Annotated in this window: 19 protein-coding genes; 8 read left to right on the top strand and 11 right to left on the bottom strand. The window is 59.2% G+C overall.

Annotated features, from left to right (window positions below; translation table 11 throughout):
- Positions 1-242 precede the first annotated feature (242 nt).
- Positions 243-665 carry a hypothetical protein gene (locus tag PZA18_RS04810; RefSeq protein ID WP_284099661.1) on the bottom strand — a complete coding sequence of 141 codons (423 nt, stop codon included), beginning with the start codon at positions 663-665 and terminating at the stop codon, positions 243-245.
- Positions 666-804: 139 nt separating this feature from the next.
- On the bottom strand, positions 805-4,092 hold the full coding sequence (locus PZA18_RS04805; RefSeq protein ID WP_284099660.1) for an nSTAND1 domain-containing NTPase: 3,288 nt from the start codon (positions 4,090-4,092) through the stop codon (positions 805-807).
- Positions 4,093-4,307: 215 nt separating this feature from the next.
- Here PZA18_RS04805 and PZA18_RS04800 point away from each other — a divergent pair, with 215 nt between their 5' ends.
- A complete protein-coding gene (locus PZA18_RS04800; RefSeq protein WP_284099659.1) occupies positions 4,308-5,168 on the top strand; it encodes a hypothetical protein in 861 nt (286 codons plus the stop codon).
- 100 nt (positions 5,169-5,268) lie between these two features.
- On the opposite strand, the gene PZA18_RS04795 is transcribed toward PZA18_RS04800, so the two are convergent.
- Positions 5,269-8,163 carry an HD domain-containing phosphohydrolase gene (locus PZA18_RS04795; RefSeq protein ID WP_284099658.1) on the bottom strand — a complete coding sequence of 965 codons (2,895 nt, stop codon included), beginning with the start codon at positions 8,161-8,163 and terminating at the stop codon, positions 5,269-5,271.
- Between the two features lie 348 nt (positions 8,164-8,511).
- Between PZA18_RS04795 and PZA18_RS04790 the strand changes: the two genes are divergently transcribed.
- A complete protein-coding gene (locus PZA18_RS04790; RefSeq protein WP_284099657.1) occupies positions 8,512-9,018 on the top strand; it encodes a molybdopterin-dependent oxidoreductase in 507 nt (168 codons plus the stop codon).
- 156 nt (positions 9,019-9,174) lie between these two features.
- Here the strand turns inward: PZA18_RS04790 and PZA18_RS04785 are convergent, their stop codons facing one another.
- From PZA18_RS04785 to PZA18_RS04760, 6 genes are all read right to left on the bottom strand, one after another.
- On the bottom strand, positions 9,175-10,203 hold the full coding sequence (locus PZA18_RS04785) for a hypothetical protein (protein ID WP_284099656.1): 1,029 nt from the start codon (positions 10,201-10,203) through the stop codon (positions 9,175-9,177).
- An 18-nt stretch (positions 10,204-10,221) separates the two neighbouring features.
- The gene (locus tag PZA18_RS04780) at positions 10,222-11,742 is read right to left on the bottom strand and encodes a hypothetical protein (RefSeq protein ID WP_284099655.1); all 1,521 of its coding nucleotides are present in this window, start codon (positions 11,740-11,742) and stop codon (positions 10,222-10,224) included.
- 16 nt (positions 11,743-11,758) lie between these two features.
- A complete protein-coding gene (locus PZA18_RS04775) occupies positions 11,759-12,148 on the bottom strand; it encodes a DUF4150 domain-containing protein (RefSeq protein ID WP_284099653.1) in 390 nt (129 codons plus the stop codon).
- A 32-nt stretch (positions 12,149-12,180) separates the two neighbouring features.
- Entirely contained in the window at positions 12,181-13,275 is a 1,095-nt protein-coding gene (locus tag PZA18_RS04770; RefSeq protein WP_284099652.1) for a hypothetical protein, read from the bottom strand.
- Positions 13,276-13,365: 90 nt separating this feature from the next.
- A complete protein-coding gene (locus PZA18_RS04765) occupies positions 13,366-15,456 on the bottom strand; it encodes a sensor histidine kinase (RefSeq protein ID WP_284099651.1) in 2,091 nt (696 codons plus the stop codon).
- A 2-nt stretch (positions 15,457-15,458) separates the two neighbouring features.
- Positions 15,459-16,187 (bottom strand): response regulator transcription factor, encoded by a 729-nt coding sequence (locus PZA18_RS04760; protein ID WP_284099650.1) that lies wholly within the window; start codon positions 16,185-16,187, stop codon positions 15,459-15,461.
- 313 nt (positions 16,188-16,500) lie between these two features.
- Between PZA18_RS04760 and PZA18_RS04755 the strand changes: the two genes are divergently transcribed.
- From PZA18_RS04755 to pstS, 4 genes are all read left to right on the top strand, one after another.
- Positions 16,501-17,826, top strand: coding sequence for an SPFH domain-containing protein (locus PZA18_RS04755; RefSeq protein WP_284099649.1), 1,326 nt, complete (start codon positions 16,501-16,503; stop codon positions 17,824-17,826).
- Positions 17,827-17,920: 94 nt separating this feature from the next.
- The gene (locus PZA18_RS04750) at positions 17,921-19,324 is read left to right on the top strand and encodes an SH3 domain-containing protein (protein WP_284099648.1); all 1,404 of its coding nucleotides are present in this window, start codon (positions 17,921-17,923) and stop codon (positions 19,322-19,324) included.
- A 140-nt stretch (positions 19,325-19,464) separates the two neighbouring features.
- Complete coding sequence (locus PZA18_RS04745; protein WP_284099647.1) at positions 19,465-19,833, top strand: Mth938-like domain-containing protein; 369 nt, start codon at positions 19,465-19,467, stop codon at positions 19,831-19,833.
- A gap of 315 nt (positions 19,834-20,148) precedes the next feature.
- Positions 20,149-21,192, top strand: a complete 1,044-nt coding sequence (pstS, locus tag PZA18_RS04740) for a phosphate ABC transporter substrate-binding protein PstS (protein WP_284099646.1) — start codon at positions 20,149-20,151, stop codon at positions 21,190-21,192.
- A gap of 95 nt (positions 21,193-21,287) precedes the next feature.
- Here the strand turns inward: pstS and PZA18_RS04735 are convergent, their stop codons facing one another.
- Positions 21,288-21,980, bottom strand: a complete 693-nt coding sequence (locus PZA18_RS04735; RefSeq protein WP_284099645.1) for a hypothetical protein — start codon at positions 21,978-21,980, stop codon at positions 21,288-21,290.
- 192 nt (positions 21,981-22,172) lie between these two features.
- Positions 22,173-24,053 (bottom strand): arginine decarboxylase, encoded by a 1,881-nt coding sequence (speA, locus tag PZA18_RS04730; protein WP_284099644.1) that lies wholly within the window; start codon positions 24,051-24,053, stop codon positions 22,173-22,175.
- Positions 24,054-24,492: 439 nt separating this feature from the next.
- Between speA and PZA18_RS04725 the strand changes: the two genes are divergently transcribed.
- On the top strand, positions 24,493-25,383 hold the full coding sequence (locus tag PZA18_RS04725) for a Kdo hydroxylase family protein (protein ID WP_308447328.1): 891 nt from the start codon (positions 24,493-24,495) through the stop codon (positions 25,381-25,383).
- A gap of 50 nt (positions 25,384-25,433) precedes the next feature.
- The gene (locus PZA18_RS04720; protein ID WP_284099643.1) at positions 25,434-26,888 is read left to right on the top strand and encodes a protein adenylyltransferase SelO; all 1,455 of its coding nucleotides are present in this window, start codon (positions 25,434-25,436) and stop codon (positions 26,886-26,888) included.
- Positions 26,889-26,903: the final 15 nt, after the last annotated feature.

Below are 26,903 nucleotides of genomic sequence, written 5' to 3'. Positions count from 1 at the left end.
ACGAGTCCTTTCAAATAAGAAATTAACTTTCAGACCCGGCATTTCAATTCCATTTCACAATCCGGATTGAATGCCTGCTTTACTGCTCGCCAAACTGTGTTGGTGAGGCCATATTAAGTCGGCATTGATCGTGAAATAAGTAACAACCCGTAGCCGGCAGGTAACAGCCAGGTAACAAGAAAAAAGCACTGGGTTTACCAGTGCTTTTTATTGAGTGCTTTGCTGCCGTGATTGCGCAATATTTAATCTAATAGTGTTTCACCGGGCTCATTGATGATTTGCGGGTCGGTACTTGAGAAATTAATCGGAGAATCCGGGTTGGTGTTATCCTGAAAATCAAGACGGATACCAATTGTGGTGCGGGTCTTGCAATAGTTGGTAAAGCTGATACTGAAAAAACTCTGTTTGAGGGCATCAACCTGCCCTCCCGAATTCTGCAGATCAATGCCCGTCATGACGATATTGTCGCGTGGACTATTGCCAAACAGATACCAGACAACACTCTTCTTATTGAATACGATCTTACCCTGATCAATCACATTGCCATCAGGATCAAAATAGGCAAATTTGAAATTGGGTTTACCCACCGGGCCCAGGGTACGAATCACATAAACCAGCACAATAATCACAGGTACAAATGGCTTGGGCACTTCAGTGTTGAACATGGCTTTTCCTTTTTCTGGTTAATTAACGTCCCGAAATCTGCTGATCCGGCGTGTATGCAGATTCCGGGATGATCCGTTTTACATCAATGGCTGGCCGGTTCCGGTCTGTGCTGGCTGTTCAACGGTTTGCCAGTCTTGGCTATCGAGCGGCGGCCGCCAACCCGCTCAGATAGAATTTGTCGCGATACCCGATTTGCGCCAGATATTGACGGGCAGCCGCCGCTGGCTGATTCGCCCCCAGACAGGCATGGGCACGTACCCAGGGGTCCAGTAGCTGAAAATTGCGGCTCGGTGGCGCTGATGGCTGCAATAGCGCCGTCACCTGCTGGCAGACTCGCTGTGCCGCGTCCAAACCACCCGCCTGCCGGTGGGCATCGGCAATTGTGAGCAGGGTATCCGCCAGAACCATCTGGGTGCGGGTATCGGCCGGGTTGCGCCGATGCATGGATTCGAGCTGCACCTGCGCCTCGCTGGCCAGGGTCAGGGCCTCGCCGGGCTTTCGCAACCCAAGCAGAACCTGCGCCTGCCGCTGCTGCACGGCAGCCAGCAGTCGGCGCCAGTCCTGGCGACCCGGGTCTTGCTGGATCAGACCCAGCAGCTGGTCCAGCGCTTGCTGCAGTCCGGCTCTGGCGGGCTCCAGCTCCCCCCGGTACAAAGCCAGACGCTGCCATTCCAACTCAGCGTAGATACGGGCACGTTGCCAGTTGCGGTTGTCGGGTTCACGCTGGATCACCGCATCAAGCAGCTGCATGGCGCGCTGCAAATCACTCCGGGCGGCAGGTTCGACGCCTTGTGCGAGCCGGACGGCTGCAGCACGTTGCAGCGACTGGGCAAGCCGCTGTTGCCATAGTGCCGCCTCAGGTGCGGCCTGCATAAGCCGGGTCAGCAGCTGCTGCTCGCGTCGATAGAGGTGTTCCGCCGCATCAAGCTGACCCGTGGCTTGACGGGCCGAGGCCAGCCAGGAAAGGCTATCGGCCAGATCGGCCTGCAGGGTGGCGTTGTCGGGGCGCGCCGCCAGGGCGCGGGTTTTCAGATCCACCGAGGCATTGAAGCCTGCTTGCGCACGCTCGACATGGCCCCGTTTCAGGTACAGCGAGCCCAGGCTGTTATGGGCATACGATTGTTCGATCCAGCCATCGACCTCATCCGGCTGTAGTTGGGAACGCTGCTGGCTGTAGTCGAGATAGCGCAGGAACGCGGCTTCTGCGGTACGGGCATCATTACCCTGCAAGGCCAGCTGACCCTGCCAGAACCAGACGATGCCCAGCTGCTTGAGCACTTCAGGCGACGGTGGCTGGCTTGCCAGCAGATTTTCCAATATGGCCAGCGCTGCATCAAACGCGGCTTTGGCTGCTGCCTTGTCTGCCCGCGCTACTTTTACCTCGCCGATCCCCTGCAGGGCCTTGGCACGCTGTAAAAGCGCTGTCTGCCCCAGCCCAGCGCGGGATGAGCTGGCCAGATAATCAAGTGCCTTGCGGCTGACGCTGTCGAGCAGATCAAGGCGACCCAGCGGCCTCAGCTTCTCGGCAAAATCGCCAACCATATAACCAAGCAGATTTTCGGCTTCTGCCCGATGCTGGCTGGCAATGCGTGCCGACTGCATCGCCTGCAGCCCCAGCACCACCGACAACACGGCCAGCACCACGATGACGCCAACAATGGCCCGTTTGATCCGCCGGCGCCGCTGCTGCCGACCGGTCGAAGCCCGGATCAGCGCCAGCTCGTCGGTCGTCAGACTGAAACGGCCCTGTGCCTGCAAATAGCGGGCCTCGGCCAACGGTTTGCCGGCAGGCAACAGCAGATCAGTCGAACGGGCTTCGGCCAGCCAGCGGTTGGTCTGCAGGGCCAGACGGGCACGGATGCGCAAATCGCTGCGATGCTCGTCGATCCACTCCGTCAGGCGCGGCCAGCGTCGCAGCAGAGCTTCCTGCGCCAGGCGGAACCCGCGCTCCTGTCCGACCAGTTCACTGATCAGCAGACGGTTCTTAATCAAGGCTTCGACCAACACCCGCTCATCCTCTGACTGCAGTGACTGCCAGGCCGCCCGCCGGCTGGAGACGCTGTCGTCATCGGCTGAAATCCGGATCAGCAATGACAATACTCTTGGTAAGGCCCCACGCTGTGCCGGCGTCAGCGTTGCCATCAGCTGCTCAGCCCGCGAGCCGACGGCGCCTTCGATACCGCCCAGGGCGTGGTAGGCCGCAAACGTCAACTGACCACTTGGGCTGCGCTGCTGATACAGCTCCTGCAGGGTGTATTGCAACAGGGGGAGCAAGTCTGGATTGTGGGCTGCGCCCTCACACAGGACATCATCCAGCCTGGTCTGGCTGCTGCCTTCGACATCAAAGCTCAAACGCGCCGCAGCGGCCGGCAGACGGATGATCTGGGCAATTTCCGCAGCGCTGGGCGGGGCCAGATCGAAATGGGCACCGCCAGCTTTCCCTTCGAGCAATAGGGGCAGCTGGGCCAGCTGGGGGTAGAACGCATTGCGGCAGGCCAGAATGACCAATACCTGGCCGCTGCGGGCAAGCTGGTCGAGTGTGGCGACAAACGCCAGCTGTTGCGAGGGCGAACAGGCGGTCTGGAACAATGCTTCAAAGTGGTCAACAAACAGCAGGCAGTAGGGCCGGGAGGGATTGGCGGGCTGGCGCGCCAGCGCCCAGCGCAAAGCCAGTGTCTCGCTGGTCACATCGGCTTGCAGACGCTCAGCCAGGCTGGCCGCACTGGAACCGGCAAATAACGGGCTGCCCTCGCATTCCCAGTCCAGCATGGCCCCGGCCAGAGACAGATGCAGATCCTGCTCGCCGAGGTCGGCCAGATCGAGCAGGCTGCTGCTGACGACACGCATGCCGAATGCGCCTGCCTCCTGCATCAAAACGGGTAGCAGCCCAGCCCGCACCAGCGAGGTCTTGCCGCAACCGCTCGGGCCAAGCACCAGTTGCAAGGCCCGCCCAGCCGCCAGCTGCTGGCTCAGGCCCTGCAACAAGGCGCCGATTGCCGTACTTCGGCCGAAGAAAATGGGAGCGTGTATTTCTTCAAATGCCTGCAGCCCGCGAAACGGTGAACCGTGCGTCCAGCTCACTGCCGTGGCCAGCGCAACGCCGCTATCGGCCAGCACAATAGGCGCGATGGCCCGATAGCCACGTTTGCGGATGGTTTCGATATAACGTGGCGCAGTCGCACTATCGCCCAGCATACGGCGCAGATGGGTGATGGTTTTATGCAGGGGGTTATCGCCCACTTCGGCGCTGCCCCAGCACTCCTGCACCAGCCGTTCGGCACTGATCACCTCGCCGGGATGGCCGCATAGAACGACCAGCACATCCATCAGCTTCGGTTCGACCTGTCGTAGCGTCTCGCCATTACTCAGACAGTTGGTTTGTGGACTGACCGTCCAATCGCCAAAACGAAAACTCTCACGTTTCATTGCCCTCACCGCCCGGTGTGGTCTGCTCGCGCCAGATTGGAACTCTGGTCACGAAGAGAAATTATTCTTTTTTATTCAAAAACTTGCGATTCAGAAGGTATTCGTAAGGTTATTTTTCCAGCTGCTGACTACAGTGCGGGCATCGTTCCGCCACCGCTCTGGCAGCACTCAGGTCGGTGGGTATCAAAACAGATAAAGCCTCAGGACAAGCCATCATGCCCCCCATCCTCAGCACGCCGCCTAGCCTTCTGGACTGCCCCTTGCGGACCACGCCGCAGGCGGCTGCAACGCCCGCCGAGCCTGCGCTGACGCCCGCCCTGGTGCGCCCCGCGCTGGAGCAGTTGCTGGCCAGCCCCACTTTTCACAAAGCCAGGCGCCTGAGCGAATTGCTGCAGTTTCTGGTAGAGCGCACCGTGGCTGGCGGCGCCAGCTCGATCAACGAATACACGATTGGTCTGGAAGTTCTCAAGCGCCCGGCCAGCAGCTTCGACCCCGCCGAAGACCCGACAGTCCGGGTACAGATCCGCAGACTAAGAGAAAAACTGAAAGAGTATTACTCCAACGATGGCATGGACGCCATCGTTCGCTTCGAAATCCCCGTAGGAACTCACGTGCCCGTCATCTACCGCCAACCCGAAAATGCGATCAGCCTGCTGCCAACGTTGATGCTGGCGCCCTTGCAGATCATGGCCTCGGCCGGCGACAGCCTGCATTGCCTCAAGGCGCTGCAAGAAGACCTTGTCCATCAGCTATTCAGAAAATTTGGCAGGAATCTGCTGACCCTGCCGTGCAGCCACGGCAGCGGCGACGGCGCCGCCGAACAGATCATCCAGGCGCGGGCGCTGGGCGCCACGCATCTGCTTGAAGGCAGCGTACGCCAGCTCGGCACCGAGATTCGGCTGAGCCTGCGCTTGCTGGCCGTCGCCGACGCCCGCCTGATCTGGTCCGAGCAGTTCGACCGGCCTGATCTGGGCAGCATTGCCTTGCAGGAAGATCTGGCCAGACAGGTGGCCGAAGCGGTCCATGCACCACTGCAGGCCAGCGTGGCGATGGTGGCAGGGGGGCGTCTGAACTAGGCTCTGTTGACGTCGGGCGCTGTTGATATTTTGTTTCCGGATCGCATTTCGCCGGAAAGCGAGCCCTCAGCACCCGGCTCTGGCTTGATGTGAACAGCCCTTACCCGGCCGTTGCTATCTGCTCAATCGCGGGCACATCAACCTCGTCAATCTGGTTCGGCTGCATGTACTGGTCTGCAAAGACCTGCCACAGCCGGCTATGCAGAAAATAGCGGAACAATTCGCAATCAATATGCTGCTCTCGACACATCCGCGCCATGATCTGCAACGACTCGCTCAGGGTTTTGGCGGGTTTATAGGGGCGATCTGCGGCGGTCAGCGCTTCAAAGATGTCAGCCACCGCCATGGCACGGTCGATCAGACTCAGACGCTCGGCCGGCAGGCGACGTGGGTAGCCCTTGCCATCCATACGTTCATGATGCGTCGCGGCGATTTCCGGCACTCGCGCCAGATCGTCCGGCCAAGGCAAGCCCTTGAGCATGATATAGGTCTGCACAATATGGTCGTTGATGCGGAAGCGGTCTTCGGCCGTCAACGTGCCGCGACGGATCGACAGGTTGTACAGCTCGCCCATATTCTGCTTCTGCGCCGGTAGCACCATGTCGAAACCATAGCGGTTGGCCGGGTCGTCCTTGCCAACAGGCGGGCGCTTATCGCCCCACTCCACCAGATGCTCCGGACGATCGGCCAGCAGGGTCTCCTGCGCCGGCAGGGTTGGCGACACAGGTTCGGCCAGCTGTATTCGCACAGCCTCCTCCCGCGACAGGCCAATCCGATTATCAAAGTGGCGTAGCCAGGTCTGCGCGCCGATCGCCCGCAGCCGTTCGACCGCCGCATCGGCCATCCACTCGCCTCCGATATTGCAGTCGGCCACAAAAGCGAAGTCTGCCTGCAGGCGCTGCAGACGCTCGTCCAGCCGCGCCTGGGAAGCGCCGGCGTCCTCGCCGGCCACCAGCCGCTGCCAATGTGCAATCTCGGCATCCCGCCACAGCACCTCGAAGCGCATGCGGATTTCGTGGATGCGGTTGTAGATCAGCTCCAGCTTGGTGGCTTTATCGACAATGTGCTCGGGGCTGGTGACTTTGCCGCAGTCATGCAACCAGGCGCCCAGATGAAATTCATACCGCTCATCTTCACTCATGCAGAAGTCAGCATACGGGCCTTCGGTTTCGGCCTGCAGGCGCTCCACCAGCATATTGGCCAACTGAGGCACCCGCTCACAGTGGCCACCGGTGTAGGGGCTCTTGGCGTCGATGGCATCGGCCATCAGGCGGATCATCGCGCCCAGCAGCTCTTTCTGCGAAATGATCAGCTGGCGGGTTTCAATTGAAATGGCCAGCATGCCGGACAGGCGTCGTGCAAACGACTCGAAAGCCGGGCCGGCGTGCGCCTCATCATCGGCGTGCGTCAGCACCAGCAAGCCTTTGAGCTGACCATCGCGGCTACGCAGTTCGAATTCGGCCTGTCTACGGCTTCCAGTGCGAGCAGATGCTTCGGTCTGGCCCGCCACCGGCGACACATAGCTGAAGCGTTCCGGCAGTTGGTCGGTCTGGCCGTGTGCTGCCCCCCGCTCCATCTGCCGGCTGTCTTTCTGCCAGCGGTACACGGCCGCGGCTTCGCAACGGGTGGCTTCCACAAAGCGGGTCAGCACCCGTTCCAGCATCGTATCCACCTTCGGCTCGGTAGCCAGAATGCCGGTGATGTCGAGAAAAGCCTCGATAGTTGAGCCGAGCTGACCGACAGCTTCTGTCAGCACCTGAACCTCACGCAGCGGCAAGGCTGTCGCGGATTCGGTCTTGAAGTCGAAGCGTGAGATCCGGCGTGCCGTCTCGGTCAGGCCGTTCAGACTCCGCCCCAAGGCAATCCCTGCCCACGAGCCGAGCAGCAGCAGCACGCCAACCAGCCCCGTCACCACCAGCATCAACCGGTCTCGCCGCGCTTGCAGCTCGCTCAACAAGGCCGACTCGGGTATGGCAATCATCAGGCGCAGGGTGCTTTCAGGGATCACCAGAAACGGCTCTACCAGCCCAAGCCAGCGTTCACCCTTCACCAGATAGGTTGCCAGGCCATTTGCGTCCCGATCTGCCTGCATCAATTCGGCCAGCCCAGTCCCCGCTAGCGCGCCGACCGGTTGGAAGCTTACCGACTCCCCTTCCCGGCGCAGGATGCGGGCAAGGTCGGGATAAGCCACCACCTTGCCATCGGGGTCGATCAGCGCCAGCTCCATATTCGGAACGAAGCGCAATTCACCCAGTGTCGTGGCCAGATCGTCGAGCAGCATGTCGAGCCCGACTACGGTATGACCATCCGCCGCCAGCTTGCTGAGGGTGATGCCGACCTGCTGTGTGGAGAAAAATACATAGGGGCGCGACAGGACCGTTGAATTGGTTTTGCTGGCATCCTGAAACCAGGGGCGGCTGCGCGGGTCGAATTGATACTCAGGCACATCGCGCCGCGCCAGCAATTCCAGGCCCGCAGTATAGAAGCGATGCTCACCCAGCCGGCGCCCACCCTGCGAGGTGACGGACTGCACCAGAAAGGTCGCCCTTGGCGGCGCCTGAAAGCGCTTTCTGATGGCAGGCTGGTCAAGCGGCCGTACCAGAATGAAATCGCCATTTGCGTAGCCCACATATATCGACGCCAGCAGGCCATTGGCTACCAGCTCTTCAGACAGCCCATTCAGTCGACCAAGGCGCGATTCAATGCTGGTTGCGTTGGTGATCGGGTCTTGCGCCAGCTGGCGGATGGCTGCGGAGGCCGGGTCCAGCAACCGTCCGGCTTTTTCGGTTACCAGACGACTGACGCTACGGGCATTTTGCGCCGCCACATGCAGCAGGGCATCGCGGGCACCAATCCAGCCGCTGATCAGCAGGCTGGTCGCCAGCACCAGCATACATAGCAGAATCGTCACCGCTACGGCCGGCCCGATACCGATCGGGGCAAACCCGAACCAGCGCTTGTCTGTTGCAGACGTCGTCGGGGGCGTGAGCTTCACGAGTCAATCCCCCCGCCGGCAGAAGTGCCACTTGCTTTGATGTTTTGCATCTTATTTCTATAGCAAATGCAGGAAGACGCTTTCGATGGATTGCAGCTATACCTGAGTTACCAAGCCCGGCAATCTGTCGGACTTGCTGACGCGAAAAGGTTAGCCAGACCAAGTGCTGAGGCCGGACGATACCCTCAAGAAGGAGGCCGTGGAGGAAAGAGGCTGAAGCCCCAACCGCCACGCATGGCCGGGTGAAGCGGTTTAGCAGGCTAAATATGTGAGCCCAATCAACGCCCGCCCCAAAACTCGGCCCGACGCGACCGGAAACAAAACGTCACCTGAACCAAAGAGGAGAGGATGATGAAGATTCTTTACAAAGCGATTGGCAGCGCTTTAACCCTTGCCCTGCTATGGTGCCAGACCAGCATCAGCGCTCTGGCCGCAACGCCAGCGGTGCCGGTTCTGACCATCAAGGTCAAGCAGGGAGGCAACGAATCGGTGCAGACGCTGGACATGAAGGCGCTTGAGGCCATGCCGCAGCACAGCTTTGTCACGCACACACCCTGGTATCCCAAACCGATCAAGTTCACCGGCCCCTTGCTGCGCACAGTGCTGGCCACCAACAAGCTGACGGGGCAAGTATTGAAAGCCACCGCCATCAACGACTACACGATTGATATTCCGATTGAAGATGCCCGCACTTACGACGTGATCGTAGCCAGACTGATGGATGACAAGCCGATGTCACCGCGAGATCGCGGCCCCTTGTTTGTGATCTATCCCTTTGACTCGCACCCCAAGACCCTGGCAACACAATTCAGGGAGCGGTCGATCTGGCAGTTGAAGGAGTTACGGGTTGAATAGTCATTCGCTTCCGTAACAAGGGACTGGCCTGGAAGCCCCTCAACATCCGCACTCTGCCCCTGGCGGTAATCCTGCGAAAGTGTGGAGCGGCATAAGCGATTGGATGGAGAAGACAAAGGCCGCTTTCGTGGCCTTCGTCGTGAGGCTGGTATCAACTCAAGCGAAATCAAAGCTACTGAACAGTCGGGTCCAGCCGTCCTTGTCGCGCAGATAAGCGCCGTGGGGGCCGGCGGTCAGCAGGTACTGGCCATCGGGGCTAAGGTCGAGCCGGCCGCTGTTCATGGCAGTGGGGGCACCTTTTTCGACCTCATCGACCATCAGCAGGGTTTTCTTCTTCTCGTCGAGTACCCAGAGGCCCGACTTGCAGCCCAGGTAGAGTTTGTCCTGAAACCAGGCCGTATCGACAAACTCGAAACCCCAGCCGAATTCACCGTCGATCAGCTTCTGCCAGCGGTCTTCCCGCCCGACCCAGACCGCGCCCCGCATATCGGTGATATAGACTTTGCCATTACCGGCACAGCAGACCGTCTTCAGCACTTCATTCGAGGGGAATGGACACTGGTGCCACTTCTTGCCGTCAAAGCGCCAGACATCGCCCGAGCCGCCAGCGGCATAAATGTCGTCCGGGCCGAAGGCGGACATATCTTTGAAGCCGATGTCGTAGACCGTGTAGAACTTTTTGGTCTTCATATCCGGCATCGGTGCGCCTTTGCCTTCGCTGCCCAGCTCTATCCATTGCTCGACGCCGATACGCCGGTAGATTTTGCGGTAGTCGCCCAAGGCGTAGATCTGGCCATTGACCCGCACTACTCGCTGAATAACGGCAACGCCGTCATCGCCGGTGCGGATGTCGATGAGCTGACCGATGGGCTTTTCCCCCCTGCCCAGTCCGGGCCGCGATGAATAAACGCTGGTTCTTGTGTCTACTGCCACGTATTCAGGCGGCGAGATGCTGCAAGCCAGGGTCGTAAAGGTAAAGCTGTTGGTTGTTGATGCGCCGAAACGCTTCTCCATGGGCTGGTCTACCGCCATTGTCATGAAGCGCGTGCGGGCTCCTTCATGACTATCCGGACTTTCTTCTACCAGGACAAAACCATAGCCTTTCTGTCTAACGATGGCGCAGTCATAGATGGTGAAACCACGCAAATATTTCTGCCACGACTCCCTATCAAAGATAGGTTCCATTGAACTAACTCCTGTTGATTAGAACGGTGCATCTGGCGCAGTGGGTACTGGTTCTGTTGGTGCCGGCTTCGGCCCGCCATGCTGGTTGCCCGAGTGCGGCGTCACGGTCGCGCTCTCCAGCGGCCCGCAGTTGTGGATCTTTTTGTAGTACGCATCCAGTTGCTCAATGATGCACTGCGGGTTGCAGCCGAAGGCCCGGCCCAAGGCGGTGGCGATCTTGTCCCGGGCAACGGTATACGGCATATCCGGTTGCTCGCGATCTTTCTCCAGCAACTCCCCCGTCACCTCATGGGCCGCACCGTGGCTGCCGTTAGTGGCGTTATTGGTGGTGCCTTCCAGGCACATGGTCGGGGCATCGCCATGCTCATAGCTTTCCCAGCACGGCCGGGGTTTGATCTTCTTGCTATCGCGGCTGACTTTTTCCGGTGCGTATTTCTTCGTTTCCGGATTCTGGCTGTATTTGCGGAACATTGCCCCCGGCAGCAGGTGATGGCCGGTCTGGCCGGGGCAGCAGCCCTGGCCCTTGCTGGTCTTGCCGGTGTCCTTGTACGGCACCAGCATGCATTTGCGGGCCTTGAGGCAGGGGTTGGCCAGCGCGATACCCGCCTGGGTCGAGGCCATGATGTCTTCCAGCCCGCCTTCGGACAGCATCCGCCGGCAATCGTCGATTTGCTGCCGGATCGCGTCCAGCTCCTTTTCCAGAATGTCAAACGCTTTGGCCATATCGTCGGTTGCAATCGCTCCGGCGGTGTTGCCGATCAGGGTGCCGAGCCCTTCATAGAATGAAAGGCGGCTTAACGCCTTGGCGAGAAGGGGGAAGCGAGTCAGCGCCTTGCGTTGCGCCATTTTTTCGGCGGCACCATCGAAGGCATCCTTGCCGTGCTGCTTCATGTAATCCCATGCAAAATCGGTCAGCTTCTTATGGGCTTCGGCCAGTTTGCCTTCAAACTGCTTCTGCAGACCACCGACCTGGCCCTCGATCTGTTTCTTGAATTCTTCAATGCTGCCTGACTTCTCCCGCTTCATGGTCTGGGCGGCTTCAGGGGTATCCAGCGTCGCGTTATCATCGGCATCCCTTACTTTATCGCCACCTGGCTTGTTCCATTGGCCCGAGCAGTGATCCTCCAGCCAGGCATTCTGCGGGTTTTTCTTGTACTTGACCTTTTGTTTGCCGAAGTTGTCGAGTGTGGTGACGGCATCCTTGAATTTGTCCTGCAGGCGTCGCGTCAGGCTGCCGGGAGGATGTTTGCGCGGATCCAGCCGGGCCTCCTGCATCGAGTCTTTCGACCGCTGCTTGCCGCCGTGGGTGTCGCACTCGTTCCTGATCCGGTTGCGATCATCCTCGCAGACAACGGGGAAACGCTTGGTGTCGAGATAGTAAAACGTTGCCGTATTGGGACCGGAGACACGGCGGGACACCGGATATTTTGACTGGCCAACGGGTCGGTACTCCGGGGCTTTGTCTGACGTCTTCCCCTTTCCCCGGCGGGTTGGTTTACTGGTTGAAGGTTTGGGCTTCGGAATGGGAAAAAGAGACATGGTGCAGCCACTCAGCTCAACGATGGTTATGCGTCATCGGGTCAAGGTGACGACAGACATTCAGTCCTTCGAATTTGACATTGACCGACCAGTCAACAAAGTAGGCATTGCCTTTAATCACGCCGGTTTTCAGACCTTTTGGCAGATTTGGCGTCGCCGGCTCATTGCCGGTGCTGTTGGCCAGATAGGACACGTCCTTCAGCGCTACTTCGGTATTGCAGACAAACACGGTGCAGCTGCCGTTCTGCAGATTGCTGGCCGTGGCGGTGTTGGGGTAGGGAATCAACACGGGTCCGGCACCAGGCGGCGGTGGGCTCCAGCAGGGGTCGGGGAAAGCCCCCAGACTGACGCCGTCAGCAGCTTTCGAACAGGCTTCGTTGTCGTTGATATAAACGTGGGTTTCCATGTTTTCTCCAGGCGAAGGGCCCTTGCGGGGCCTTATTCGGGCAAGTCGGCCGGGTATTCCACCACGACCGCACTTCTTAGGCCATTGTCATTAGCTAGATGCAATAAGCCAGTCGGGCCGAGTGGGGGTCGATAGTGCCCCCGCTTCTGTCGCAGACTGTGCAAATACGCCAGCATTGCCGGCCCGGTAGCAGCACCGACTTCGCCCAGGCAATCGGCCAGCGTCATCAGTCGTAGCTGATGGCCATGAACCGGTGTTACGCGACTGAGAGCATTGGCGGCTTCCTTGGCGTAGAAAGACTCGCCGTTCTGGTCGCTGAACCGGAAATCCAGTGCGGCAAAATCAAGGTTGGCGGCGGCCAGCGCTGCCCGGATGGCAGCGGATAGCCCTTGTGCGCGGCTGGGCACACTGCCATCGATCCGGCCAGGTTCCAGCGCCATGCCGGCGCCGCACAGGACAAGGCCGGTGGGCGCCAGGCTGGCCGTGGTCAATAACAGGGCTGCAGCGGCCTCGCCGGGAATGAAACCATCGACATTACCTGGCGCCTGCAATCGATGGGCTTGCAAATAGGCATTGATGGTGGGGGCTTCCAGCAATGAATCAGCCCCAACCAGCAAGACTTGCTGCACCTCACCACTGGCAATCCAGTTAGCCGCCTGTTGCAAGGCTGGGGCCAACCCAGCCCGACCATGCGGCAGAACACCGGAGTGGGTATGAAAACTGGCTTGCAATTGATGCAGGGCCAGATCAAATGCCTCGCGATACCAGTCAGCATCGTAGCCGGCGCGTTCCTGCTCGGGTGCGAGCCAGATCACGGGAATCTGCCGGGTGTCCAGCACCGCTAGTCCCCGCAGGCAATCCGCGATTGCCAGGCTGATCCAGCGAGCCAGTCTCGCTTTACCCCACAGGGTGTCGTCCGGCAGCCGTGCGGTCAGCAAGCGGTAACCTTCCTGCGTCACATACTGGCTTTCCTGAAAATGATCCATCCCGGCCCGGATGGCGGCTGAGGCCGCCGCCAGTGAATGGCCGACCGCACAGCACAAACCCGCTGCCGCAATCGACAAGGGAGCTAACGGTAGGGCACGGGCGGTGGGGATAGGGTTGCTAGGTGATGCGCTCTGATCCATGCCTGCTTTTTTCACCGCATAAAATGAAGCACAAATCTAGCAGGCGTTTTATTCCATTGCCATACGGCGATTCGCGTATGGGTCGTCAGATCACGCCTGATTCAATCTTGGCAGGCTCAGGCAGAACGTCACCCCTTCGGGCTGATTCTGAACCAAAATAGTCCCGCCCATTTTTGCCATGTAAGTCTTGGCGACAAACAGGCCCTGCCCGCGATTGCCATTGGCGGCGGAGTCCTGATGGTCGGACACCCCATACTCGAAGATCCGGTCCAGCATCTCGTCGGCGACTGGCGGGCCCTGATTGAAGATGCTGACGCTGACCGTGGTTTCGCTGGTCGTCAGCGTCAATTCGATAGCAGTGCCTGGCACCCGGTAGCGATCGGCATTACGCAGGATGTGGGTGACAACATCCTCTAACGAATAGTCATCTGCCCGCACCCACACCGGCTGGCCGAGGCTTTGATACTGCACATTTTCGATGCCGACGCAGGGGGCGTTGCCTGCCACGTTCTGCAAAAATCCGTCTATATCCATCGCCGCCACCTGCAAGGTGGTTGACTGGAAGGCTTCGCTGGGCGAGGCGCTACCATAGAGCACCCGCACCGCCTGCTGCATGCGGCTGATATAGCGCTGGCTGGGGTCATCCGGGGCGGCATGCAGGGCCATCAGCGATTGCAGGGGCGACATGATCTCGTGGCCGACGGCGTGCCACATATCCTTCTCCTGCTCGGCGCGGATCTTCTCGCGCTCGGCATCCTCCTTCACCCGTTGCAGCAGGTCATGCAGGCAGCTGGCGAGAATGCCGAGCTCATCCCCTCCCCGCATGTCGCGCAGGTCGAGATGTTCCGGCCCTACGCTACCTTTCACGCTGCGGGACACCGAAGCCGCCCGCCGCGTCAGCTTGGCAATGCGGCGGATGATGCCGATTTCGATCACCACCCAGGCCACCAGCAGCGCCAGCAGCATGGCGCCAATAAACCACGCACCGCGCTGCGCCACCACGGCAAGGCTTTTGTTGACGCTGCGGCTATCGCCCGTCAGTAGAACTTCGTAGATCCCTACCGGGGTGGTGATCAACTGGCGCGCCTCAATCGGCGCATTCTGTTCATCAACGGGTAATTGCTGAATCACCCGATTCAAAAACCGCCAGGAGTCATCAGGCGTTTCATCGCTGCCGGTCAGATGGATCAGCTCGCGCTGTGCCTGACTGGCAAGCTTGCGGATGCGCAGGGACTCTCCCGGCAACAACAGCGGCTTGAGCGCAGTCAGGGAAAATGGCGGGATGGCACCATCGCGATTGCTATCGAACAGGGTTTGTCCCACACCCGGCGCCAATACCTGGATGCGGGCCTTGATCTGGTTGAGATCGGCCGGAGGCCAAACCGGCCTGGGCTTCTGAAACAAGGCATCGCGCAGTACCTCGACCGGCAGGCGCAAAGAATAGAACGTCTGATACTGGCAGCCCTGCCGGAACTCGGCCCGCTCGGGCTGGATGCACTCGGCGGCCTGCCAGACCCACCCGCGAAACTCGCGCACTGGCCGGGTATGAGGCTTGAGCACGTCCCCGACATCAACAAAGCCGGTAAAGCGGCCGCGCACGTCGGGGTTGCTCTGCCCGCTCTGCCCCATATCCGGCGAATATTCAAACGGTGCCACCCATTGGTAAGTCTGGCCACGCAAGGCGACTTCCACCCGGATGCGGTGCGAGGAGGTCAGATCGGTTTCGCCCTGAATATGCGGCTGCAGGCGCTCGCTGGCGAAGCTGCCGGCAATATAGATAAACCCACCCGCCCAAGGATTATTGCCAATCGCGACGCAGACATTGCCATCCTGGCCGTACTGCACCAGACAACCGGCCATTTCGACGGCATTGCGCACCTTGTTCTGGTCGTCAAAATCCAGCGCCGAGAACGGCAGCAGCATCGGGCGCAAGGGCGTGACATTGCCTTCGCTGTACCCTGGGTTGAGCAAGGCCAGCTGCCCGGTGGGATGACGCAGTTTGGCGGCGATCTGCTCTTCGGTTTTATGAAAGCTGTGGCGGTAATTCTTGTAACTGAGTTGCTTCTCTTCCTGCAGCAAATACAAGGCGAGCGCCAGAATCGACAGGGCCAGCAGCAAAAACGCGCCCCGGAACAGAAAACGCAGGCGGAAACTACTAAGAAAGCGCAACAACGCGGACATGATCAGTGGCGACCGTTGCTGGGTGCGGTGTCACTCCAGCGGAACCCCCGCATCGGAATATTCTCGATACAGTCAAAATCCGGGTCCAGCTCGCGAAACGCATCGCGGATCGTACTGACATGCTTGCGGATATTGTCGCGATTACGGCCGCTTTTCACGACGCCATACAGCTCTTCGTACGACACGACTTCGCCGCGCCGTTGATACAGCGCGTCCAGAATCCGCTGTGCCGTCAGCGGCAGGTTGACGCGCTGGCCACGCCAGATCGGCGTGCTCTGCCGTAGCGGATCAATCGACAGCTCGCGCTTTTCCGCCGGTGTGCTCTCGGTAGCCTCCACCTTTCTATCCTTGGCTGCGCGCAGGATCTCCAGAAAGGTGTCGATGAAATCAGCCTCACCGAAAGTCGTCTTCTGCAGGTAATCCCAGGCATCGAGCGCTTTCATGATGCTGCGGTAGATCGTCGCCGGCATCGCCGACACCACCAGCACCGGTGTGCCGTGGAGTTTGTTGATGGCGTTGATGATGGCCACGCCGGCATGGCGTTCCCGCCCCAGCTCGATGTCGAGCACTACCAGATCGTAACGTTCGCGGGCAATCGCGGCTTCGGCGTCGTCACGATTGAACCACTGGTCAACCCGGATGCCGGGCCGGGCAGCCTCGACCCAGCCCCGTAGCTGTTTGCTGGTGGGAATGTCGTCTTCGATGATGGCAACACGGGGTTCTGTAGACATGATGACCTCAGGCTGTTCTGCCCCTGGATACCAGATGACATGGAGCCTACAGTATCCGGCTTTTGAACCGTGCAGTCACACCACAGCCGTGAAGGTTTCTTCCGCCGGCTAACCGGATCTACACACAACGAACGATTCTCGCCCCGTGCGGGCTTTGAACCTTCCCCCCCTCGCCGCGCAAGATGGTCTCCACGAAAACGCGAGGCGCCGATCACGTTGGTAACCGTCAACCCGGAACCACCGATCACAGAAGAGAAAGTCGGATGCTCCGCGCTTCGCATCTACTTAAATTGCGCATTCAGGGGTAAATATCATGTCGGAACGGAAAAGTGTCGCAGAGGTGCTTCAGTCCACAGTCGTCGCCACGATTGAAGCCACGCAGAAGGTTCTCACCACACTGATCGAGGCACTGCAACGGTTGCTGGGCAGCATGGGCGAGGCGGTGTTCAGCCGGGTGCCCTCCCTGCTGCAGAGCATCAACCGCATGCGCGGCCGACTGCTGGCGCTGGGAGTCACCACCGTCGCTGCCTATGCCCTGTATACCCACCCACCGTTCCTGACTGTTGAGCGCGGCGAGATGGCGATCCGCACCAATCAGCTCACCGGCAACAGCGCCGAATTCGGCGAGGGGCCGCTGCTGGAAATCCCCGGTCTGCACTCGGTCAGGGTGTATTCGATGCGGGACCAGCTGTTCCGGCCAACCGAAAGCCGTAGCGCCAGTGGCAATGCCCCCTTCCAGTCGATGGAAGGACTAGCCGTCGGGGTGGACCTCTCGGTGCGCTACGCACTCGACCCAACCAAGCTCGCCCAGGTTTCGAAACGCCTGCCCGACAATGTCGGCACAGAAATTGTCCAGCCGGTGATTGAGGGCATTGTGTACCGCACCTTCACCCGCTACTCGGTCAAGGAAATCTTTTCGACCAAGCGGATGGAAATCCAGCAGTCGATTGCCGACGAGCTCAAGCCCAAGCTGGCCGCCGATGGCATCGTGCTCAAGTCGGTGATGATTGGCCAGGTGGATCTGCCTGCTGACTACAAGGCCGGTCTGGAGAAGATGCTGGCGGCCGAGATGGAATCGGACAAGATGCGCTACACCCTCGATCTGCGCAGCAAGCAGGTCAAGCAGAATGAACTGGAAGCCGAAGCCGAGAAGGTCAAGCGCGAAAAGGCCGCCGAGGCCGCCGGACAGGAGCAGATCATCGCCGCCCGCGCCCAAGCCGAGGCCATGAAGCATGTGCTGCCCTTCAAGCAGAAGCAGATCGAGCAACGCCAGCTCGAAGCCGAAGCCGAGAAGATCTCGCGCATCAAGACGGCGGAGGCCAGCGCCGAGGCCCGACGCATCGAAGCAGCCGGTGAAGCGGACTCTCGCCACAAGCTGGCCGATGCCGAGGTTTATCGTATGGAGAAGGTCGGCAAGGTGGCCAGCGAGCAACTGGCCCGCGATGGCGCCCTGATTGCGAAGAACCCGTTACTGATCCAGAAAACCCTGGCCGACAAGTTATCGGACAAGATCTCGGTCATCATCGCCCCGCCACCTGCTGATGGCGGCTTCATCGGCTCTGCCTTGCTCGGTGCCAGCAAGCCCGCCCCGGTTACGCCAGCCCCAACCCAACCGGAAGAGGCTCCGCCTGCCGAGTAAATACCACAAGAACCGCCCCGGCCAAGCAGCAGGTCAAGCCAGTAACCGCCTGCTGCCCGTCCGCCCCCTCTTCCCGCATTCAAGGACACCCAGCATGTTGACCGCTCTTGCCATCCTGGCCATCGTGACCCAGGATCAGGCCGCCCTGCGCGCCGCCCCCCGAGAAACCGCTACCCTGCAAGCCGCGCTGTGGCAGGGCGATAGCCTGGAAATCCGTGGCAGCAAACAAGATTACCTGCAGGTATATGACCACCGGCGTGAGCGTGGCGGTTATATCCGCGCCAGTCAGGTAAGAGTGCAATCATTGCAGGCCACCGATGCCCCGGAATTATTGTCGGTTGTCCGTTTTCTACGTGACACCCCCGGCGCCGAAGCACTGGGTATCAGCTACGCCGCCGCGTATCTGAAGGCTGCGTCAGCCGATGCGATCACCGCCGAACCCTTCGATGCCCTCGGCAGCATGGCCGAGCGCCTGGCTCGACGGGCTTCGGTAAAAGTTGGCAAAACCACCGATCCCACTCTGGCAGCGCATCTTGAAGTGGTCAGCAGCGTTGGCATCAACTTGCGCAGCTTTGAGCGCGAAGGCCGGGTACAACTGTGCTATGACGGAGAAGCCTTCCGCCGGGTGCTCGCCTTGCAGGCCCAGCCCGAACAACGCGCCCGTGCCGCGCTGGCACTGACCCGCCACGAGTGCATAGACCCCAATCTTAGGCCGACTGATCGCTATAACCTGGATCTGTGGCGCGCCGAAGTCCTGGATCAGATTGATCTGACCCCCTTGCCCGATTACACCCGCAATCGTCTGCGCATGCGCCGTGCCGGCATCTGGGCCAGTCTGGCCTATCAAAAAATCCGACGCGGAGAAACGGCAGATCTGGCCGCCAAACGCTCGCTGCACGAACTGGCCGCCATCAACAAGGCAGAGCTGCCTGAAGAAGACAGCTATCTGTACTCCGATGCCGCCGTGCGGGTAGGAGCATCCCGCCTGGCCGCCGAAACCGTGCCGGCTCGCCCTCCCAAGCTGACGGTGGTTACCACCCCCGGCCAACCCGGCGAAACATGCGTTGCACTGGTCGATGCCAAACACGATGCCAGCACCCCGCTGCTACGCCGCTGCACCTATGGGCTGGTCTGGACCGCATCCGCCAGCACCCACCCTCAGGGCACCGCGTTGGCGCTGGCCGTACAACCGCTCGACAGCTGGCGTGAGCTATGGATGTTCCGCCAGACCGCAGAGGGTTGGACGGTAGACGTCATGCCACCTTCCCTGAGTGGACCGGATGTAGGCTATGTGGAATTTGCCGGCTGGGTGCCGGGGGGCAAGCAGTTTCTGGTAGCGCGGGAAGCACGGGTCGATGGCCGCTATAAACGCAGCTTCGAGTCGATTCAGCTTGATACACTGGAAGTGGAACGAAAAGCCGACAACCCCAGCTCTCTGAGCGTGTTCTATCGCTGGCAAGACCCACTCTGGAAGCAACAGACCATCGCCCTGCGCTAAGCGCCGTTGGCGTTCTGTACGGCCCCTTTTCATCAAACGTGAGGGGTCAACAACGCCCAGGCCACACCTGTTGGCACCCATCCAGCAGCGATTGATGGGAAAATACGCAAAAATCCCTCCCATTTGCTCCGGAGCCTACGATGAAACTGCAAAGCCACGCGCTCACCCATCTCAACACCTTTACCGGCTATGGCGACGATTTCGTCATGATCAACGCGCAACGCCACACCGGCAGCATGCTGGTAATGCCCGAGCGCATGGCCCCCTGGCGCCCGGACAGCTTCGATGCACTGCAGGCAGAAGACTTCGCCGAGCTGATCGCGTTCAAGCCCGAACTCGTTCTGCTGGCCACCGGCAGCCAACAACGCTTCCCCCATCCGCGACTGACCAGCGCACTGATGCAGGCGCAAATCGGCCTGGACGCCATGAACCTGGGTGCAGCCTGCCGTACCTACAATATTCTGATGAGTGAAGGACGGCAGGTGCTGCTGGCCGTGTTGTACAAGTAAAAGCATCTCGCCCCCCTGCGGCAGGCGCCCTGCCCGCCGCCCCCTCCCCTCAACCCACGCCTCATCTGAGCCGCCTGTAGCGCTTGCCCTATTCCGGTAAGGAAGCCCCGCGCCCTTTTAAAACCCTTTTCGATTGGGGAAATCCACACCGCCAAATTGACTGTCCGACATTTAAACCAGATTTGCTGCGACGCAATAAATGATATAATTCATTTTTTCAGTCACTTACATAGAGCCTGCATAAAATATAGCAATTGAAACTCCGTAGTTTCACCAATATGCCAGCAAGCTCTCATCGCTTTTTTTGAGGTAAATGTGGTCGTCAAGGCAACACGTAATATCGCAATTCTCGTCGCATTATCCCTGTCCACTTCCAGCACATTCGCCGCCGCCCTCAATGGCGCCGGCTCCAGCTTCAGTGAAGGGCTGTACAAAAAATGGGGTGCCGCCTATGGCGCCGCCACCGGCAAGGATCTGAGCTTCACGCCTACCGACTCAGGCGAAGGCATCAAGAGCGTACTGGAACGACGCAGCGACTTTGGCGCGTCGGATGAACCGCTCAAATCCAACGATCTGGAAGCACGGGGTATCGCCCAATATCCGGTTGCCCTCGGTGGACTGGTCATGGCCATCAATCTGCCGGGCATACCCGCTGGCCAGGTCAAGCTCACCCCGGAGCTGATCTCTGACATCTATCTTGGCAAAATCAAGCGCTGGAACGACCCGAAAATCGTCGAACTGAACAGCCAGCTTCCCGCCAAGGCGCTGGACGTCGGGATTATCCCAATCTATCGAACCGAACCATCGGGCTCGACCTTCATCCTGAGCAGCTATCTGGATTCCACCAACACCAGCTGGAAAGCGGCGGGCAAGGGCGTCAAATCGGCAGTTACCGGTCTTTCTGGTCTGCCGGTAAAGGGCAGCAGTGCCGTCGTAGAGACGCTGAAGAAAACCATCGGCGGAATCGCCTACCTCGACTATGGCCGTGCCGCACGCGAAAAACTCGATTTCACCCAGTTGCCGAATCGCATGGGGGTATTTCTGAGCGCCAGTGCCGAGTCGATCCAGGCTTCCACCCAATACGAGGCTGAAAAGGCGCGTACCTATGGGGATTCCGACTTCTATCTGGTCTTGGCCAACAATGACACCTATCGTGGCTGGCCACTGTCGATGGCCACCTTCGTGGTGGTGCCCAAAGCCGGCAAGGATGTAAACAGTGTGCTCGACTTCATCTACTGGGGTTACAAGAATGGTGACAGCAGCTTGCGCGAAGCGGGCTACGTTCCGCTGCCCGACGCCATGAAACTGCGGGTGCGGCAATCCTGGAGCCGCCGCTTCGGTTACAAAGCCGGTTTCTGATTTGATTTGCGACAATAACAAAAAGGGCCTTTCGGCCCTTTTTGTTTTACATCGCCCGCCTCACCAAGCATCGCTGAAGCACGCACGCGTCCTGGTCAACGCACCGCTGGCGCCCACCAGCGTTGGGCGCGACTTCGATCATGGGGAGGCAAGAGGGTTGTCTGGATATCGGCATTCTGCAAACTCGGGTACATCTGCAGAAATTTCGCCTTGTCACTGGCCAACTCATCCGTAATTTTTACTTCAAAGGTTCCGTCGGGAAACCCGCAAACCATCTGATCCAGTATTGGCAGCAAGGGGCCAGCCCGGAACTCGTCGCCTTTTGCTTCCCGGACGGTCGCATCGACATGCCCGAGGTAATACACGCCAGGTTTATCCGACGGAATATCCATAAATAGCGGCACCTCGAATCTGCAGATCATCGGATAATAATTTGCTTCTCCACGAATCGATTTGACATGGTATTTACCCTTTTCACCCTCCATCCGGAAGTAATAGGTATTTTCCACTTTGCCCCGTACCACCCCCCGTTTATCGGTTTTAAATATCAGATGATCAATATCATCCTGGGTAGCATTCTCTTTTTCAATTTCCACTTCAAGGACCCGTGGCGGCTTTGGTTTGACATTATTCCTAAGCGTCATACTGAGCAAATACACCGGCTGCTTGGGATTTTGCATCACACCTTCACGATCCAGAGGGTCTGGCTTGCCTGTTGTCGCACAACCGACCAGGGCAAATGAAGTTAGCATCAGAGCAAAATATTTATATTGAGCAATTTGGGTCATTCAAAATTAATTCCATAGAATCATTTCTGGCATTTTCGCAGAAAATTGAGACAGATTATTTATCCCGCCAATCCGTGTCACGCCATAAAAAATCGGCGCCATAGAGCGCCGATTGCAAGCCAGACTTGATTTTAACTCAGGAGCTCATACCTGTTTAATCTCGCCATTCCTTCGTCTGCACGTTTGCAATAACTACGTAGTGAGATAGGAAGAACGGGTGAGGCCAAGTTGTAGGGCATCCAGAAAATCGGCCCGCTCCGCAGGTGTCAACAAGGCATTGGCCACTTTCTGACGATAGAAGGCACGCAACTGCTCGGGCTGCAGGTGAACATAGCGCAGCATGTCTTCAATCGTGTCATGCACCTCCACGCGCTCATGGCTGATTTCGCCGCGTTCGTCGAGGTAGACATTCACCGAGTCCGAGTCCCCAAACAGATTGTGCATATCACCCAGAATTTCCTGATACGCCCCCACCAGGAACACGCCTAACAGGTATTCCTCGCCGGGCCGCAGATCGTGGACCTGCATGCTCGATTCAATGCTCTGCTGATCCACGTACTGCTTGACGCGGCCATCCGAATCGCAGGTCAGATCCTGCAGGACAGCACGGCGCGTGGGTTGTTCATCGAGACGATGCAGCGGAGAAATCGGCAGCACCTGGCCGATCGCCCAGGTATCTGGCAAGGACTGAAATACCGAGAAGTTGCAGAAATACTTGTCGCACATCTTCTCGTGCAGCTCGTCGAACACCTGACGATGCGAGCGATGTGCGGCTTGCAAAATACGCTGCAGGCGCCGGCACAGCGCAAAATAGCATTGCTCGGCCAGTGCGCGTTGCGCGAGGTTGATGCGGCCATCAGCATACTGCTGCTGCAGATCGGTAAAGTAGTGGGTGGCACGATGGTAGGTTTCGGTCGCCATGTCTTCATCGGACTGCGACAGCAACTCATACAACCACTGCATGGTTTCCGGCTGATCTTGCAGATCTTCAATCTCAGGCATGGTGTCAAAGGGCTGCTCGACATCAGTCACCTGCAGCACCAGCACGGCATGATGCGCCGTCAGCGCCCGACCCGACTCGCTCATGATGCGCGGATGCGGCATTTCATGCTCGTCGCAACACTCTTTGAGCATCGAGACGATGGCACCCGCGTATTCGTCCAGGTCATAGTTGATGGAGCTTGGGTTGCGCGAGTGAGTCCCGTCGTAATCCACACCCAGACCGCCCCCTACATCGACATGGTCGATCGGCAGGCCAAGATTGCGTAGCTCCAGAAAATAGCGGGTCGCTTCCTTGAAACCAACCTGATAATCGGCAAGGTTGGCGATCTGTGAACCCATATGGAAATGCAAGAGACGTACGCTCTCACGCATCCCGGCATCGACAAAGCGCCGCACCACAGAGAGCAACTGTGCCGCCGACAAGCCGAACTTCGCCTTCTCACCCCCGGTATCGGCCCATTTGCTGCTCCCCAGCGAGGCCAGACGTACACGCACACCCACATTCGGCATGATGCCAAGCTTGCGGGCTTCTTCGATCACCAGAGGCACTTCTGCCTCTTTCTCGATAACGATGAACACCTGATGCCCAAGCTTCTGGCCAATCAGTGCAAGGCGGACGAATTCACGATCCTTGTAGCCATTGCAGACAATGGTGCCCCCTGCCGGCGCCAAGGCCAGCACGGCCAGCAACTCTGGCTTGCTGCCCGCTTCCAGCCCGATCGAGACATCTGGCGTGGCAATCAGGCTGTTGACCACCGCTTCCTGCTGGTTAACCTTGATCGGATACAGCGCGGTGTAGCGGTTGTTGTAACCAAACTTGAGGCAAGCTTCGTTGAAGGCGCCGGTCAGTTGCCTTACCCGATCCTGCAGGATGGCGGGAAAGCGGACCAGCATGGGCAGGCTAAGACCGGCCTGACGCAAGCTGTGTGTCAGCTCATACAGGTCGATCGTTCCCCCTTGCGGACCATTCGGCCGGGCAATCACCTGACCGTTACTACCAATGTCAAAGTAACCGGCACCCCAGTGCCGGATGCCGTACACGCTGCGGCTGTCCGCGACCGTCCAGTTCATGGCTGCTTCCTATGTGAAACGGGGGGTTAAAAGGGCGCGCATTGTACTCGCGCATCCGGCGGCCCGTGTGATTGGTTTATAGCAAGCCCGGCAGCCAAGTCAGCCTGGCGTTGGCAGTGGGTGGGCATCGACACCAGAGCAGTAACAAATTTCTTTTCGATTCATGCAATTGCCACTAGACACCCGGGTTTTGTAACCCGACGATCCGTCCGACCGTCTCCCCCAGAAGTGTTGTACAAACGGCGCACTTTTTGCACCCATCCGCCTGTTCCGCAGCGGCAGCGGCGGTTTCTCCGGCACTCGCTTTTTCAGAGGCACGATCTCACGCCAGCGGCGCAGGGCAAGTAGCCATCAGGAAATGTTTTGTCCCGACCAGCGCTTTTTGCTAGCCTCGGGCCGTTTTTAACCCTCGCGGCGGTACCGTCTTTTCATCATGCCCATGAACGCCATGCAAAACCGCCTGATGACGCTGAACATCAGCCAATGGGACCCCGAGATTGACCCTCAGCAAACCAACCAGCTGGCATCGGCCCTGGAAGACGGCAAAGTGCTCTATCTGCCGCAGCTGGCTTTTCGGCTAAATTCGGACGAGGAGCGCTTCCTGTCGCCAAGCTGGTCAAATGGCCGTGCCAAGAACATCAGTTTTGAATCCAAAAATGGTCAGCTAAAAGGCGCCCACGGTAACGAGGAGGAGCTGAAAGCCCTTGGAGCGATGATCAGTCGTTACCGTAGCCGCGCGGTGGGCCTGATCCAATCGCTGTTACCGCATTACAGCAAGACCTTGCAGGTCGCGCGGACCAGCTTTCGCCCATTTGAGGTGGCAGGCCGCCCGTCTTCGCGCAAAAAGGACGATACTCGACTGCACGTCGATGCATTTCCGTCGCGGCCGAATCATGGGGAGCGGATCCTGAGGGTATTCTGCAATATCAACCCGGATGACCTCCCGCGCCGCTGGCGAGTGGGGCAGGATTTCACCACGGTCGCCCAACGCTTTCTGCCGGGTATCAGCCGCCCTTTTCCGGGTAGCGCCGCAATCTTGCAGGCACTGGGCATCACCAAGTCACGTCGTAGTGAATATGACCATCTGATGCTCCATCTGCACGATGCCATGAAGGCAGACAACGATTATCAGATCCATTCGCCGCAGCTGGCGGTTGATTTTCCCCCTGGCAGCGTCTGGATCTGCTTTTCCGATCAAACCCCGCATGCCGCCATGTCAGGCCAGTTTCTGCTTGAACAAACCCTGCACCTACCCGTGTCCGGTCTGTACGACCCCAGCCGCTCGCCGCTGAAGGTGCTGGAGCAGCTGTGCGGCCGTGCACTGATCTGATCTTGCCGAGCCACCGTTTCCGGTCTTTCCTGCCATTGTCAGCAAGCGCCATGCCCACCTCTTCCGACATACCGATGCAGCACCGCTTTCACGACCTGGGCCCTTCGTTTTACCGCGAAGTGCCTGCTACGCCCTTGCCCAACCCCTATCTGGTGGCGTTCAACCACGATCTGGCCAGTGAACTGAACATCGCCTTGCCCTCTGGCGACGAGTTACCACACTGGCTGGTCGGCAACCAGATGCCCGCCTCGGCGCGCCCCATTGCCAGTGTGTACGCAGGCCATCAGTTTGGTGTGTATGTCCCTCAGCTGGGAGATGGCCGGGCTTTGCTGCTGGGCGAGGTGCAGACGCGCAACGGCGATTGGCTGGAGATGCAGCTGAAAGGTGCCGGCCCCACGCCGTATTCACGCATGGGGGACGGAAGGGCCGTCTTGCGGTCAACCATCCGCGAATATCTGGCCTCTGAGGCCATGCACGGTCTGGGCATCCCCACCAGCCGTGCGCTGGCGATTGGCGGCTCAAACGCACCGGTTTGGCGAGAGCAGCTGGAAACAGCTGCCGTGTTGACCCGACTGGCGCCAAGCCATATCCGATTTGGCCATTTCGAACTGTTTTTCTACCGAGGTCAGCACGCGCAAATCCAGACACTCGCCGACTTCGTCATCGACCACTTCTACCCAGCCTGCCGGGAGCAAGACAATCCGTATCAGGCGCTGTTGGAAGCAGTGATCGCCCGCACTTCCGACCTACTGGTGCAATGGCAGGCGGTTGGCTTCTGCCATGGCGTGATGAATACCGACAATATGTCCATCCTCGGGCTAACGCTCGACTATGGCCCGTATGGATTTCTGGACGGCTTTGATCCAGGCCACATCTGCAACCACTCCGACGAAACCGGGCGATATGCCTACAGCCAGCAGCCACAGATTGCACTGTGGAACTGCAGCTGCCTGGCCCAGGCCTTGATCCCGTTGCTCGACCGAGATGCTGCGGTGGCAGCGCTGCAGGCATTCCAGCCAAGATTCGAGGCTGACTATCTGGCCATGCTGCGCCGCAAACTTGGGCTTGCTACCGAAGAAGACACGGACGCAGCGCTGCTGGAAGAATTGCTGGAGCTGCTTGCCCAGGCACGCAGCGACTGGACCCGCTTCTGGCGCAGCCTCGCCATGTTCACGCCAGGGGGCGATCTCACACGCTGGCGTGATCAGGTATTGGACAGGGAACGTTTCGACGCCTGGGCAGAGCGCTACAGCCAGCGTCTATTACGAGAGGAAAGCCAGCATGCGGCCCGAAGCATCCGCATGAATCAGGTCAACCCCAAATACGTCCTGCGCAACCATCTGGCGGAGTCCGCCATCCGTCATGCGCAAGCCGGGGACTTCAGCGAGGTGGAGCGCCTGCATCAGCTGCTGAAGGCACCTTTCGACGAACAGCCGGCATGGGAGGCCTACGCCGATCTGCCCCCGGATTGGGCTGCAACCCTGTCAGTCAGCTGTTCATCCTAGCCGGCGGCGATTGGC

It is taken from the genome of Parachitinimonas caeni (genome assembly GCF_030129945.1).
Taxonomy (GTDB): Bacteria; Pseudomonadota; Gammaproteobacteria; order Burkholderiales; family Chitinimonadaceae; genus Parachitinimonas; species Parachitinimonas caeni.
The sequence above is the reverse complement of the archived record's forward strand: the minus strand, read 5'-3'. Positions and strand labels throughout refer to the sequence as shown.